Origin of the sequence: Pseudomonas sp. JUb52 (assembly GCF_004341115.1) — a bacterium.
Lineage (GTDB): Bacteria > Pseudomonadota > Gammaproteobacteria > Pseudomonadales > Pseudomonadaceae > Chryseomonas > Chryseomonas oryzihabitans.
In genome coordinates, this window is the sequence record NZ_SLYS01000004.1 from 384,836 (window position 1) to 397,508 (window position 12,673).

At 65.5% G+C, this 12,673-nt stretch carries 13 protein-coding genes and 1 pseudogene; 8 read left to right on the top strand and 6 right to left on the bottom strand.

All coding sequences use genetic code 11. The features are described 5' to 3' along the window. The first annotated feature begins 53 nt into the window (after positions 1 to 53). Entirely contained in the window at positions 54 to 785 is a 732-nt protein-coding gene (locus tag EC839_RS09655; protein ID WP_007161447.1) for a glutathione S-transferase, read from the top strand. A 50-nt stretch (positions 786 to 835) separates the two neighbouring features. Here EC839_RS09655 and EC839_RS09660 read toward each other — a convergent pair whose 3' ends face one another. Further along, positions 836 to 1,027, bottom strand: coding sequence for a CsbD family protein (locus EC839_RS09660; protein ID WP_007161448.1), 192 nt, complete (start codon positions 1,025 to 1,027; stop codon positions 836 to 838). A 246-nt stretch (positions 1,028 to 1,273) separates the two neighbouring features. Between EC839_RS09660 and gloA the strand changes: the two genes are divergently transcribed. The 3 genes from gloA (at position 1,274) to EC839_RS24495 (ending at position 3,904) form a co-directional block, all read left to right on the top strand. Beyond that, the gene (gene gloA / locus EC839_RS09665; RefSeq protein ID WP_007161449.1) at positions 1,274 to 1,798 is read left to right on the top strand and encodes a lactoylglutathione lyase; all 525 of its coding nucleotides are present in this window, start codon (positions 1,274 to 1,276) and stop codon (positions 1,796 to 1,798) included. A gap of 196 nt (positions 1,799 to 1,994) precedes the next feature. After that, positions 1,995 to 3,623, top strand: a complete 1,629-nt coding sequence (locus EC839_RS09670; RefSeq protein WP_080568394.1) for a methyl-accepting chemotaxis protein — start codon at positions 1,995 to 1,997, stop codon at positions 3,621 to 3,623. 158 nt (positions 3,624 to 3,781) lie between these two features. Next, positions 3,782 to 3,904, top strand: a complete 123-nt coding sequence (locus tag EC839_RS24495) for a hypothetical protein (RefSeq protein WP_007161451.1) — start codon at positions 3,782 to 3,784, stop codon at positions 3,902 to 3,904. 42 nt (positions 3,905 to 3,946) lie between these two features. Here the strand turns inward: EC839_RS24495 and EC839_RS24905 are convergent, their stop codons facing one another. Together EC839_RS24905 and EC839_RS24910 are read right to left on the bottom strand one after the other, a co-directional pair. Next, positions 3,947 to 4,819 (bottom strand): methyl-accepting chemotaxis protein, encoded by an 873-nt coding sequence (locus EC839_RS24905; protein ID WP_372237651.1) that lies wholly within the window; start codon positions 4,817 to 4,819, stop codon positions 3,947 to 3,949. Next, positions 4,802 to 5,572: pseudogene (locus tag EC839_RS24910) on the bottom strand (MCP four helix bundle domain-containing protein); the annotation flags it as partial. The pseudogene EC839_RS24910 and the gene EC839_RS24905, both read right to left, overlap by 18 nt. A 670-nt stretch (positions 5,573 to 6,242) precedes the next feature. Here EC839_RS24910 and EC839_RS09680 point away from each other — a divergent pair. The 3 genes from EC839_RS09680 to EC839_RS09690 all read left to right on the top strand — a co-directional run bounded on the left by EC839_RS09680 (position 6,243) and on the right by EC839_RS09690 (position 9,403). Next, positions 6,243 to 6,950, top strand: a complete 708-nt coding sequence (locus EC839_RS09680; RefSeq protein WP_007161453.1) for a carbonic anhydrase — start codon at positions 6,243 to 6,245, stop codon at positions 6,948 to 6,950. Positions 6,951 to 7,161: 211 nt separating this feature from the next. Further along, positions 7,162 to 8,721 (top strand): SulP family inorganic anion transporter, encoded by a 1,560-nt coding sequence (locus tag EC839_RS09685; protein WP_132832523.1) that lies wholly within the window; start codon positions 7,162 to 7,164, stop codon positions 8,719 to 8,721. A 406-nt stretch (positions 8,722 to 9,127) separates the two neighbouring features. Further along, entirely contained in the window at positions 9,128 to 9,403 is a 276-nt protein-coding gene (locus EC839_RS09690; protein ID WP_058791151.1) for an HU family DNA-binding protein, read from the top strand. A 92-nt stretch (positions 9,404 to 9,495) separates the two neighbouring features. Here the strand turns inward: EC839_RS09690 and EC839_RS09695 are convergent, their stop codons facing one another. Beyond that, positions 9,496 to 9,663 carry a rubredoxin gene (locus EC839_RS09695; protein ID WP_007161456.1) on the bottom strand — a complete coding sequence of 56 codons (168 nt, stop codon included), beginning with the start codon at positions 9,661 to 9,663 and terminating at the stop codon, positions 9,496 to 9,498. Positions 9,664 to 9,837: 174 nt separating this feature from the next. Between EC839_RS09695 and EC839_RS09700 the strand changes: the two genes are divergently transcribed. After that, complete coding sequence (locus EC839_RS09700) at positions 9,838 to 10,986, top strand: MFS transporter (protein WP_007161457.1); 1,149 nt, start codon at positions 9,838 to 9,840, stop codon at positions 10,984 to 10,986. Positions 10,987 to 11,041: 55 nt separating this feature from the next. Here the strand turns inward: EC839_RS09700 and EC839_RS09705 are convergent, their stop codons facing one another. Together EC839_RS09705 and EC839_RS09710 are read right to left on the bottom strand one after the other, a co-directional pair. Then, on the bottom strand, positions 11,042 to 11,818 hold the full coding sequence (locus tag EC839_RS09705; protein WP_007161458.1) for a MetQ/NlpA family ABC transporter substrate-binding protein: 777 nt from the start codon (positions 11,816 to 11,818) through the stop codon (positions 11,042 to 11,044). A 68-nt stretch (positions 11,819 to 11,886) separates the two neighbouring features. Then, positions 11,887 to 12,666 carry a MetQ/NlpA family ABC transporter substrate-binding protein gene (locus tag EC839_RS09710; protein ID WP_218568244.1) on the bottom strand — a complete coding sequence of 260 codons (780 nt, stop codon included), beginning with the start codon at positions 12,664 to 12,666 and terminating at the stop codon, positions 11,887 to 11,889. Positions 12,667 to 12,673: the final 7 nt, after the last annotated feature.

The window sequence follows — 12,673 nt, forward strand, 5'->3', positions numbered from 1 at the left end:
CCTGCCGGGGGTCAGCCTTTCTGGACCCGTATTCCCAGCAGACGGAGGTTTCCATGCGTTATGAACTGCACTACTGGCCCAGCATCCAGGGCCGCGGCGAATTCGTCCGCCTGGCGCTCGAAGAAGCCGGCGCCAGCTATCTCGATGTCGGCAACGCCCCGGAAGGCGAAGGCCTGGGTGTACCCGCCATGGAAGACTACCTACAAGGCAAGAAGACCCGCCGCCCGCCCTTCGCCCCGCCCTTTCTCAAGGCCGGCGACGAGGTCGTCTCCCATGTCGCCAACATCCTCCAGTTCCTCGGGCCGCGACTGGACCTGGTACCGGCCGACGAGGAAGCCCGCTTCTGGGTGCACGGCCTGCAGCTGACCATCACCGACCTCACCGCCGAGGCCCATGACGTCCATCATCCGGTGGCCATTTCCCTGACCTACGAAGAGCAGCAGGACGAAGCCCGGCACCGCGCCAAGGCCTTTGCCGGCGAACGGATCCGTACCTACCTGAGCTATTTCGAGCGGGTGCTGGGCTACAACCCGGCGGGCGACCATTGGCTGGTGGGCGACCGGCGCTCCTATGTCGACCTGTCGCTGTTTCAGGTGGTGGCCGGCCTGACCTATGCCTTCCCCAATGCCATGCGGCGCCTGGCACCGGAGATCCCACGGGTGCTGGCCCTGGCCGAACGGGTGGCGGCACTACCCAACATCGCCGCCTATCTGGCCTCGCCCCGCCGCCTGCCGTTCAGCGAGAACGGCATCTTCCGTCACTATCCGGAGCTGGATCCGGCCTGACGGGCAAAAGAAAAGGCCGCCCTGGGGCGGCCTTTTCATCACGACTGGACTCAGGCGCGGTCGATGGTGTTCTTGACCGCTTCCTTGCCCTTGCCGACGTTCTTCTGCAGTTTGCCTTCGGCTTCCTGGGCACGACCCTCGCCTTTCATGCGCGAATTGTCGGTGGCTTCGCCGACGCCTTGCTTGACCTTGCCGGCCACTTCTTTGGCGGTACCCTTGATCTTGTCGCTGGTGCTGCTCATATCAGTCTCCTTGGGATCGCACAGGCAGTGCGCTTGTAAAATCCGACTGCGGCTCTAACCGGGTGGTTTCGACCATTCGTCGCACAGCGCAGCGGCAAGCCGCGCCAGGAAGCTTTGGGCAGCGGCCCCGGAAGCCTTTAGACTTCCCGCCCTTTTTCGTGAGCGACCGCCCAGGCGCCACCCCTCGCGGGAACGTTGCGCAGGGGCCGTCTCTCCAATTGCCACACCCTACACAGGAGAATCCTGATGTCGCTGAGCCAATTCGACAACCTGCCGGGCGTGACCGCCCAGCCCGACGCCGCCACCCGCGAGTTCGTCTTCAACCACACCATGCTGCGGGTCAAGAACCTGGAGACCTCGCTGGATTTCTATACCCGCGTGCTGGGTTTCACCGTGGTCGATCACAAGGACTTCCCGGAGGCCAAGTTCAGCCTGACCTTTCTCGCCCTGGTCGATCGCAACCAGGTGCCGGAAGACCCGGAGGCCCGCCAGCGCTGGCGCAAGTCGACCCCGGGCATTCTCGAGCTGACCCACAACCACGGTACCGAGAACGATGCCGAGTTCAGCTACCACAACGGTAACAGCGATCCCCGCGGCTTCGGCCACACCTGCGTGGCGGTCCCGGACATCCGCGCCGCCTGCGAGCGGTTCGAGCAGCTGGGCGTTGCCTTCCAGAAGCGCCTGACCGACGGCAGCATGAAGGAAATCGCCTTCATCAAGGACCCTGACGGCTACTGGGTCGAAGTCATCCAGTTCACCCCGCTGTCCTGATCCTCTCGGGCCCGGCATTCGTCGGGCCCACGCTTTACTGCTCTCCTGAAGACATCCGACGACTTCTCAGCGCTTAACTGATACCGACTGGCTCCAGGCCATCGACGCCTGCCTGGGCCTTGGCGTACTGCTGGCGAAAAGCCTTACCAAAGTCGTATTGCGCACCCCAGCCAGCGAAGTCGCCAGAGAGCCCACCATGAAAAAAACAACAAGAATTCGTACTGGGATGTACAGCGTCCTCAGCCTGTTCGTGGCCTGCCTGCTGCTCGCCTGCCTGTACGGCTGGATCAGCGCCCGCACCAGTGCCCAGCAGATCCGCGACCTGGATAGTCTGACCATGGAGCAGCTGGACCGGGTCAACAACGCCGCCACCTGGATCAGTCGCGCCAGCGCCAATTCCCATACCGCCATGCTCGACCGGGTCAACGGTGATGCGGCCAAGGCCGAGAAAGGGGTGAAACTGGCGCTGGAGCGGCTGGACATCGCCCGCACGCTGATCACCGACATGCAGGCCAACGTCAGCGATCCCAGGCTGAGCGGCCAGATCGAAGCCATGCTCAAGGCCTTCGACGCCTACAAGGCCATCGTCGAAGGGCAGATCGCCGCCTGCCGCGCCGGCGACCTGCCCGGCTACATCCGTATCAGCGACGGTGCCAAAGGGGCCAGTACGGCCTTCGCCGACACCCGCCAGGCCTTTACCGACGAGATCACCAGCCGCATCGCGGCTACGCTCGCCGCCTCCGACAGTCGCGTGTCCCAGGCCCAGATCGGCAGCCTGCTACTGGTCGGCCTGACCCTGCTGCTGGCCGTGCTCTCCGGCTGGTTCATCGCCCGTCGCGTGCTGGCCCCGCTCAACGAAGCCGGCGAGCACTTCGCTGCCATGAGCGAAGGCGATCTGACCCGCCGCATCGAGGTGCGCAGCCATGACGAGATCGGCCAGCTGTTCGCCGGTCTCGCCACCCTGCAGAGTCGCCAGCGCGACACCCTGGCCCAGCTCAATCGCACCGCCGAACGACTCGACGGCGCCGCCCGGGAACTGGGCCAGGTGACAGCGCAGAGCAACCGCACCCTCAATCAGCAACAACAGGAGCTGGAACAGGCCGTGACCGCGGTGACCGAGATGACCGCCGCCGTGGAAGAGGTGGCGCGCAACGCCGCCTCCACCTCGGATACCGCCCGCGAATCCGATCGCCTGGCCGCCGGCAGTCGCGGCCAGGTGGCCCAGGTGCTCAGCGAATTGCAGAGCATGCAGACCACGGTCAAGGAAAGCGAAACTGTCATCGCCAGTCTGGCGCAGCAGGCCAACCAGATCGGCAAGGTGCTGGACGTGATCCGCGCCGTCTCCGAGCAGACCAACCTGCTGGCGCTCAACGCCGCCATCGAAGCGGCCCGCGCCGGCGATGCCGGTCGTGGCTTCGCCGTGGTGGCCGACGAGGTGCGCAGCCTGGCCCAGCGCACCCGCCAGTCGACCCTGGAGATCGAGCAGATGATCGGCAACATCCAGACCGGCACCGGTCAGGCGGTGACCGCCATCCAGCGCAGCAATACCCTGGCCGGCACCACCCTGGAAACCACCGAGCGCACCGGCCAGAGTCTGGAGCACATCTTCGTCGCCATCGGCGACATCAACGAGCGCAACCTGGTCATCGCCAGCGCCGCCGAGGAACAGGCCCAGGTGGCGCGCGAGGTGGATCGCAACCTGATCAACATCCGCGAACTGGCGGGCGTGTCCAAACGCGGCGCCGACCAGATCGAAACCTCCAGTCGCCAGCTCGCCGAGCTGACCCACGAGATCCACAGCCTGGCCGCGCGCTTCCGCGTCTGACCCGGCGCATCGCCACCCCCGGAGACAGGCTTCCCGGGGGAGCGGCGGCTTTACCCATCTTTACGTTTTCTTGGCATGACGTTGCTGCCGGGACAGGCGAAAATTGGCTCCGGGCGCCAGGCGTGGCGCCGGTTTTCGCTACGGAGCTGCCTGACGTCATGACGACCTGCCCTACCCCGCGCGGCCCGCGCCTGCGCTGCCTGCTGCTGTCCTTTCTCGCCTCGCCCCTGGGCCTGCTAGTGGTGCTGACCGGCGTGCTGCAACTGCTCGGCCCCGGCTAGGGCCGCAGCGTCCGGCCACCAAGGCGACCGGACGCGCCAGGATCACAGGCGGAAGCGCGTCACCAGGCCATTGAGGTCGACGGCCAGGCGCGACAGCTCGGCACTGGCGGCGCTGGACTGCTCGGCGCCTGCAGCGGTCTGGACCGACAACTCGCGGATGTTCACCAGGTTGCGATCCACTTCGCGGGCCACCTGGGCCTGCTCTTCCGCCGCACTGGCGATGACCAGATTGCGCTCGTTGATGCCGCCGATGGCGCCATGGATGCGCTCCAGGGCATGGCCGGCGCCGCGGGCCACCTCCAAGGTGGACTGGGCACGTTCGGTGCTGCTGCGCATGGCCGCCACCGCCTGATCGGTACCCTGCTGGATGGTGCCGATGGAGGTCTCGATCTCGCGGGTCGACTCTTGGGTGCGATGGGCCAGGGCCCGCACCTCGTCGGCCACCACGGCGAAGCCGCGACCGGCCTCCCCGGCGCGCGCCGCCTCGATGGCGGCATTGAGCGCCAGCAGATTGGTCTGCTCGGCCACGCTGCGGATCACGTCCAGCACCTTGCCGATGTCGTTGACCTGGACCGCCAGATCACCCACAAGGGTGGCGCCGTGCTGGACGTCTTCGCTCATGGTGGCGATGGCGCCCACGGTTTCCTGCACCAGGTCGCGGCCATCACGGGCCACGCCGGCCGATTCCTGGGACGCCTGGGAGGTGTTGACGGCGTTGCGCGCCACCTCGTCCACCGCCGACGACATCTGGTTCACCGCGGTGGCGGCCTGTTCGATCTCGGCGTTCTGGCGCTGCAGGCCGCGACTGGATTCATCGGTCACGGCATTGAGTTCTTCCGCCGCCGAAGCCAGCTGGGTGGCCGAGCCGAGAATGCCCTGCAGGGTCTGGCGCAACTGGCCCTGCATGGTCTTCATGGCCTGCAGCAGGCGCGCGGCCTCGTCGCGGCCTTCGCTGTGGATCTCCTGGCTGAGGTCGCCGGTGGCGATCACCTCGGCCGCCTGCACGGCACGGGCGATGGGCTGGGTGATGCTGCGGATCAGCAGCCAGGCAAAGACCACGGTCAGCAGTGCGGTAGCCGCCAGCAGCAGCACCAGCCACTGGATGGCATGACGGTAGTCGGCAGCGGACTGGCCGTTGGCCGCAGCGGTCTGCTGGTCGACCAGGTCGGTGAGTTGCTTGAGCACGCCGTTGACCGCATCGGAGTTGGCCAGCAGGTCTTCGTTGAGCAGGCGGCGCAGGGGCTCCAGCTGATCGGCGGCGGAAAATGCCAGCATGCGTTGCTGCAGGCCATCGTACTGGGTGATCAGCTGGCCGTAGCGGCTGTAAGCGGTGCGTTCTTCATCGGACTGGATCAGCGCCTCGTAGCGCTGCTGGGCGGCGCGCATCTGGCCATTGCGCTGCTGGAACAGCGCCTGGGTCTTGGCGATGATTTCGGGCTCGCGGTTGAGCAGCAGGCGATAGGAGAGGACCCGCAGGCGCAGGGTCAGGGCGGTCAGCTCGTCGAGCGCGGCCACCCGGGGCATGGCGCGGTCTTCGATGGCCAGGCCCGAGGCGCGGATGTCGTTCATCTTGACCAGGGCGGTGCCGCCGAGCAGCAGCAGGAGCAGACCGATAAAGGCGAAGCCGAGCGTGGCGCGCCGCGCGATGGAGAGGTTGCGAAAGGACATGGAGAGTTTCCGTTGAGCCTGGAAAGCTCCTGCTATCGACCGCCGCCTGAAGATCCTGAGGCCGGATATCGGCGGAGATTTCGCTTCAGGCGTAGGTCAGTGCCGAGCAAAATCCGTAAACCCCTGTCCTATAGGGCATTGGAGCTATTGAAAGGCTGGCGAAAGGTCTGGGCTGCGGCACTGTGCCGCAGGTCACAGCCTGGATGCAAAGCGGGCGAGAGGCGAGCAATCTTCACCAGCGGCATTGCGTTCACATTTTTGCACATCTCTCGCAAGCCACTGATCGCCAAGTAAATCTGTTCGGCTATCGCGATTCACGTTTTCTTCACGGGGAAAAGCGCGATTCGGCGGCGAAATTCCGGGTTCGTGCCGATAAAAGGGCGAAATGCACTGATCGTGTCGCGATAATGGCGGGATGATCTCAGTATAAGTTTGAAATATCTTCTGCGTTGTCCGTCACGAGGGATTGTTTCAGCGTGGATTAAGGTTGAGATCACCAAGATGAACGACCGGGTGCCAGGACGCTGCCCGAGTGCGCGATGGATCGCCAGACAATGAAGCCACCAGAGCCCGAGATGGCCGGGGCGTATCGAGGCGATGCCAGGGGGCGTCTAGCCACTAACCAGCGCTTGCCGCTGCCATTGCGTACTTGAGAAGAGGTCAGAAACAGATGAGCGACAACACGGATACCTTCGGCGCACCCGACGAGGCCCTCCTGCAGTTGGTCGATGGTTTCAAGCGTTTCCGCCAGGATGTCTTTCCCGAACAGGAAGCGCTGTTCAAGAAACTCGCCAGTGCGCAGTCACCCAAGGCCATGTTCATCACCTGCGCCGACTCGCGCATCGTCCCGGAGCTCATCACCCAGAGCTCGCCGGGCGATCTGTTCGTGACCCGTAACGTCGGCAACGTGGTGCCCCCCTACGGCCAGATGAACGGTGGCGTCTCCACCGCCATCGAATACGCGGTCGTGGCCCTGGGCGTGAAGCACATCATCATCTGCGGCCACTCCGACTGCGGCGCCATGAAGGCGGTGCTCAATCCCGATCCGCTGGAGAAGATGCCGACGGTAAAGGTCTGGCTGCGCCATGCCGAGGTCGCCCGTACCGTGGTCGAAGACCATGGTCATTGCGACTGCGGCCACGGCGGCACCCTGGGCTTCTTGACGGAGGAAAACGTGGTGGCCCAGCTGGTCCACCTGCGCACCCACCCCTCGGTGGCCTCGCGTCTGGCCAGCGGTCAACTGCAGATCCATGGCTGGGTCTATTCCATCGAGACCAGCGAGATCAAGGCGTACGACGCCCAGCAGGAGCGCTTCCTCCCCCTGGACGGCGAGAACATGCCGGTCGCCACTCCGCGGCCGCGGCTGCAACAGGCCTGATCCATGGCGGCCAGCTGGTTCACCGGCTGGCCGCCCCGAGACGGGTCGAGCGACCCGTCCGCATAACAGCGCACCGCGCCGGGCGATCCCACCTTGGGGCTCCATCGGGACCGTCCACCCTTTCCACTAGCCGCCTGAATCCCGAACCGTGTCATATGACGTGATATGACGCGCGGGCACCCCTTTACCTAGTCGCTGGAGGACCAGGACCATGCTTGGCAATCAACAGACCCCGGGGCGCAGCCTGTCGCGCGATGCCCTGGCCTCAGTCGTGGTGTTTCTGGTCGCCCTGCCGCTGTGCATGGGGATCGCCATCGCCTCCGGCATGCCACCGGCCAAGGGCATCATCACCGGCATCATCGGCGGCCTGGTGGTCGGCTTTCTCGCCGGTTCGCCGCTGCAGGTCAGCGGTCCGGCCGCCGGCCTGGTGGTGCTGGTGTTCGACCTGATCAATCGCCACGGCATCGAGGCCCTGGGCCCGGTGCTGCTGCTGGCCGGCCTGCTGCAACTCGTCGCCGGCTTCACCCGGCTGGGCGCCTGGTTCCGCGTCACCTCGCCCGCCGTCGTCTACGGCATGCTCGCCGGCATCGGCATCCTCATCGTGCTCTCGCAACTGCACGTAATGCTGGACGCCAAGCCGGCGGCTTCGGGCCTGTCCAACCTGCTGGCCTTCCCCGGCGCCGCCCTCACCGCGGCAGGCCAGTGGAACGGCAGTGGCAGCGGCGCCCAGGCAGCGCTGATCGGCCTGCTGACCATCGCCAGCATGTGGCTGTGGGAGAAATTCCGCCCGCAGACACTGCGCTTTTTGCCCGGCGCCCTGATCGGCGTGACCCTGGCGACCCTGGCCAGTCTCTGGCTGGCGCTGGACATCCGCCGCGTGGAAGTACCCAACAACCTGGCCGATGCCATCGACTGGGTGACCTTTGCCGATCTGGGCATGCTGGCCAACGCCGAACTGGTGGTGGCCGCCCTCGCCCTGGCCTTCATTGCCAGCGCCGAGACCCTGCTCTCGGCCGCCGCGGTGGATCGCATGCACAACGGGCCTCGCTCGCACTTCGACCGCGAACTGGGCGCCCAGGGGGTCGGCAATCTGCTCTGTGGCGCCGTTGGCGCCCTGCCCATGACCGGGGTCATCGTGCGCAGCTCGGCCAATGTCCAGGCCGGCGCCACCAGTCGCGCCTCCACCATCTTCCACGGCCTCTGGCTGCTGGCCTTCGTCGCCGCCCTGCCCTTCGTGCTCAAGCTGGTGCCGGTGGCGAGCCTGGCCGGCGTACTGGTGTTCACCGGCGTCAAACTGGCCGATCCCAAGTCGCTGACCGGACTCAAGCGCTATGGCCGGACGCCCATGGTAGTCTATGCCCTGACGGCCCTGATGATCGTCGCCACCGACCTGCTGACCGGGGTGCTAGTCGGCTTCGGCCTGTCGATCGCCTTCCTGGCGGTCAAGGCGGCGCAACTCAAAATCAGCCTGACCTATCGCGAGGACCAGCCGGACCAGGCCGACCTGCGCCTGGTGGGCGCCGCGACCTTCCTGCGAGTGCCCCAGCTGACCAAGGTGCTGGAACAGGTCAAGCCCGGCACCACCCTGCACGTGCCCCTGGAGCGCGTCTCCTATATCGATCACGCCTGCATGGAGCTGCTGGAGGACTGGGGCCGCACCCAGGCCAGCAATGGCATGCGCCTGGTGATCGAGCCCAAGGCCCTGGAGCGGCGCCTGGAAGGCCAGGCGCCGGCCGGGCAACCGGTCATGCCGACCCAGGCACCGGCCTGATCCCTAGGGCGAAGCGGCCAGTAGCCGCTTCGCCACCTTCCCCTCGGCACTGCTGTGCCCGGCAAGAAGCCATTAGCCTCATCGCTGATCGCGATACGGGCTTGCCAGAGCCCCCCTCGCCCCAACTTGACCCTTCGGACCAGGCCATGAAGTGGACAAAGTGTCCACAGAGGGTGCCGGAATTGGTTGATTAATGTCCAAGTTGGGATCAGTCATCCTACCAACGCCTAATAGTCTGCTAATTAACTTTCGCTCTTCTCGGCTTTGCCTTATAACGCTATCTGGTTCGACTTTTGTCGCACCAACGATCTTTGTGTCGGGCCACCCTCTATCTCGGGGGTAATCGCTTTGCCAGGAAAGCCATGCGACGCCCACACGGCTAAAAATGACTCCACGAGAGGTAGCTATGCGCAAGCCTGAATTGGCGGCTGTGATCGCTGAAAAAGTCGGACTTCCAAAAGAACAGGCCAACGTCGTGCTCAACACGCTGTTGGACGAGATCGCGAATGCGCTGCACCGCAAGGACAGCGTGACCCTGGTCGGCTTCGGTACCTTCCTGCCGCGTCATCGCGGTGCTCGCATGGGGAAGAATCCCCAGACGGGCGAGCCGGTCAAGATTCGTGCGAGCAACACGGTAGCGTTCAAGCCCGGCAAGGCGCTGAAGGACAGCATCGAAGGCTGAGCATGAGGCGGCACGGATCGCCGCTGCAGCCAAAAGGCATCGCCCGTGCGATGCCTTTTTTGTGTCCGCGCGGAAGGCGCGGAGCGGGGTGATCAGCCGATGGCGATCATCTCGAAGTCGCCCTTGCCCACACCGCAGTCCGGGCACAGCCAATCCTCGGGCACATCCTCCCAGCGCGTTCCCGGCGCGATGCCGTCATCCGGCCAGCCCAGGGCTTCGTCGTAGATATAGCCGCACACGATGCACTGCCATTTCCGCATTTTCTGTTATCTCTCAACCGGCTTCAGGTAGCGCGCACGCTACGCGAAAGCCCGGCAAAGGCCAACCGTGCCGGAACCCCGACGGATGCCGCGGGCTCCATAAGCTGCGCGTGGCGACTGCCCGTCATCCCCCCTATCAGCTAGGCTGAGTCCATGAATTCCTCGCCGTCGCCCATGCCCTGGGCCATCTATTTCGCCGTGCTGGGCAGTGTCATCAGCGTGGGCCTGGCCATCGGCCTGTCGATGCCGCTGGTCTCGCTGCGCCTGGAAGGCTGGGGCTATGGCAGCTTCGCCATCGGCGTCATGGCCGCCTCGCCGGCCCTCGGTATCCTCACCGGCGCCAGCCTGGCCGGGCGCCTGGCCGCGCGCATCGGCACGCCACGGCTGATGCGGCTGTGCCTGATCAGTGGCGCCGCCTCGCTGATCCTGCTCTCGCTGCTGCCCAGCTATCCCCTGTGGCTGCTCCTGCGCCTGGCCCTGGGCGCCATCCTCACCCTGGTCTTCGTGCTCGGCGAAAGCTGGATGAACCAGGTCATCACCGATCGCTGGCGCGGTCGCCTGGTGGCCCTCTATGGCAGCAGCTATGCGCTGAGCCAGCTGGCCGGTCCGCTGCTGCTGGGGGTGCTGGGCACCGAGGGCGACCAGGGCTTCTGGCTCGGCGCCCTGCTCATGCTCGGCGGCGCCACGCTGCTGCTCGGTCGCCAGGGCGCGCCGGCCGCCGGCGGCCACACCGCGGCCTGGCGGGCACTGCTGGACTTCTGCCGGGGTGCACCGGCCATCGCCTGGGCGGTGGCGCTGTTCGCCTGCTTCGAGGCAATGATCCTCACCCTGCTGCCGGTCTACGCCCTCAACCAGGGCTTCGGTCAGCAACTGGCGCTGTACATGGTCAGCGCCGTGGTGGTGGGCGATGCCCTGCTGCAACTGCCCCTGGGGCTGCTTGCCGACCGCCTCTCGCGCCAGGGCCTGTTCCTTGGCTGCGTCCTGGGGCTGCTGGCGGTGAGTCTGGCCCTGCCGCTGCTGCTGCACACCGCAGGCGTCTGGCCGCTGCTGGTGCTGTTCGGCGCGACCGCCGGCGGTCTCTTCACCCTGGCACTGATCCTGGTGGGTGAGCGCTATCGCGACGCCGAACTGGTCAGCGCCAACGCCTGCATCGCCCAGCTCTGGGGGCTCGGCTGTCTGGTCGGCCCGCTGGTCACCGGCGCCGCCAGCCAGTGGCTCACCGGTCACGCCCTGCCGCTGCTGATGGCTGCCGGTGCCGCGGTATTGCTGGTGATCGTCGGACGCCGGGGCAGCGCGCCGGCGACGGTTGCCGAGGCGACCTGAGCAAGCCATGAAAAACGCCGGCACTGGGCCGGCGTGTTTTTGTTTCGGGCAGCGCTTAGAACGCCGGAACCACGGCGCCCTTGTACTTCTCTTCGATGAACTGCTTCACCGCCGGGGTGTTCAGTGCCTTGACCAGCTTCTGCACTGCATCGCTGTCCTTGTTGTCCGGACGGGCGACCAGGATGTTGGCATAGGGCGATTCCTTGCCTTCCAGCAGCAGCGCATCCTGGGTCGGGTTGAGCTTGGCTTCCAAGGCGTAGTTGGTGTTGATCAGCGCCAGGTCGACCTGATTCAGCACGCGCGGCAGGGTCGCGGCTTCCAGCTCCTTGAACTTGAGCTTCTTGGGATTCTCGGCGATGTCCTTGGGCGTGGCGAGGATGTTGGCGCTGTCCTTGAGCTTGATCAGGCCGGCCTTTTCCAGCAGCAGCAGGGCACGGCCGCCATTGGTGGCGTCGCTGGGGATGGCCACGACGGCGCCTTCGCGGACTTCGTCGAGCTTCTTGATCTTTTGCGAGTAGATGCCGAAGGGCTCGACATGCACCTGGGCGACGGTCACCAGGTCGGTACCGCGACTCTTGTTGAATTCATCCAGGTAGGGCTGGTGCTGGAAGAAGTTGGCGTCCAGACGCTTCTGGGCCACCTGCAGGTTGGGCTGCACGTAATCGGTGAAGACCTTGATCTTCAGGTCCACCCCTTCCTTGGCCAGCTGGGGTTTGACGAATTCGAGGATCTCGGCGTGGGGCACCGGGGTGGCGGCGACGCTGAGGGTCTCGGCGGCGTGGGCGGTCAGGCTGGCGGCCAGCAGGGCGGCGGTGGCGAGCAATTTCTTCATGACAGTTTCCTAGAACGGGGTGGAACCGTCGACGTCTCTGCGGGCGTCGACGGCGATGGAGCCGAGACTCAGAACGCGGGAACGACGGCGCCTTGGTACTTCTTCTCGATGAATTGCTTCACCTCGGGGGTCGTCAGGGCCTTGGCCAGCTTCTGGATGGCCGGGTCATTGGCCTTGTCGGCGCGGGTGTAGAGCAGGTTGGCGTAGGGCGACTCGCCGCTCTCGATGAAGATGGCATCCTTGGTCGGCACCAGCTTGGCTTCCAGGGCGTAGTTGGCGTTGATCAGCGCCAGGTCGACCTGGTTCAGCACGCGCGGCAGGGTCGCGGCTTCCAGCTCCTTGAACTTCAGGTGCTTGGGATTCTCGACGATGTCACGCGGGGTGGCGGTGACGTTGCTCGGATCCTTGAGGGTAATCAGGCCCTGCTTGGCGATCAGCAGCAGCGCGCGACCGGAGTTGCTCGGGTCGTTGGGGATGGCCACGGTGGCGCCGTCCTTGAGCTCCTTGATGTCCTTGATCTTCTGCGAATAGGCACCGAAGGGCTCGACGTGCACCGCCACCACCGGCACCTGGTCGCTGCTCGGGTTGCTCTTCTTGTAGCTGGCGTAATAAGGCTTGGTCTGGAAGTAGTTGGCATCCACCTGCTTCTGATCGGTCTGGCGATCGGGCTGGATGTAGTCGGTGAAGACCTTGATCTTGAGGTCCACGCCTTCCTTGGCCAGTTGCGGCTTGATGAATTCCAGGATCTCCGCGTGGGGAACCGGATTGACCGCGACGGTCAGGGTCTCGGCCTGGGCGGCGGTGGCGACACCCAGGCCGAAGGCCAGGGACAGCAGGGTACGTTTCAGCGACATC

Bases quoted from the DNA above. Each gene is read 5' to 3' on its own strand.
- EC839_RS09655 (WP_007161447.1), top strand. From the start codon at position 54: ATGCGTTATGAACTGCACTACTGGCCCAGCATCCAGGGCCGCGGCGAA.
- EC839_RS09660 (WP_007161448.1), bottom strand. From the start codon at position 1,027: ATGAGCAGCACCAGCGACAAGATCAAGGGTACCGCCAAAGAAGTGGCC.
- gloA (WP_007161449.1), top strand. From the start codon at position 1,274: ATGTCGCTGAGCCAATTCGACAACCTGCCGGGCGTGACCGCCCAGCCC.
- EC839_RS09670 (WP_080568394.1), top strand. From the start codon at position 1,995: ATGAAAAAAACAACAAGAATTCGTACTGGGATGTACAGCGTCCTCAGC.
- EC839_RS24495 (WP_007161451.1), top strand. From the start codon at position 3,782: ATGACGACCTGCCCTACCCCGCGCGGCCCGCGCCTGCGCTGCCTGCTG.
- EC839_RS24905 (WP_372237651.1), bottom strand. From the start codon at position 4,819: ATGAAGACCATGCAGGGCCAGTTGCGCCAGACCCTGCAGGGCATTCTC.
- EC839_RS09680 (WP_007161453.1), top strand. From the start codon at position 6,243: ATGAGCGACAACACGGATACCTTCGGCGCACCCGACGAGGCCCTCCTG.
- EC839_RS09685 (WP_132832523.1), top strand. From the start codon at position 7,162: ATGCTTGGCAATCAACAGACCCCGGGGCGCAGCCTGTCGCGCGATGCC.
- EC839_RS09690 (WP_058791151.1), top strand. From the start codon at position 9,128: ATGCGCAAGCCTGAATTGGCGGCTGTGATCGCTGAAAAAGTCGGACTT.
- EC839_RS09695 (WP_007161456.1), bottom strand. From the start codon at position 9,663: ATGCGGAAATGGCAGTGCATCGTGTGCGGCTATATCTACGACGAAGCC.
- EC839_RS09700 (WP_007161457.1), top strand. From the start codon at position 9,838: ATGCCCTGGGCCATCTATTTCGCCGTGCTGGGCAGTGTCATCAGCGTG.
- EC839_RS09705 (WP_007161458.1), bottom strand. From the start codon at position 11,818: ATGAAGAAATTGCTCGCCACCGCCGCCCTGCTGGCCGCCAGCCTGACC.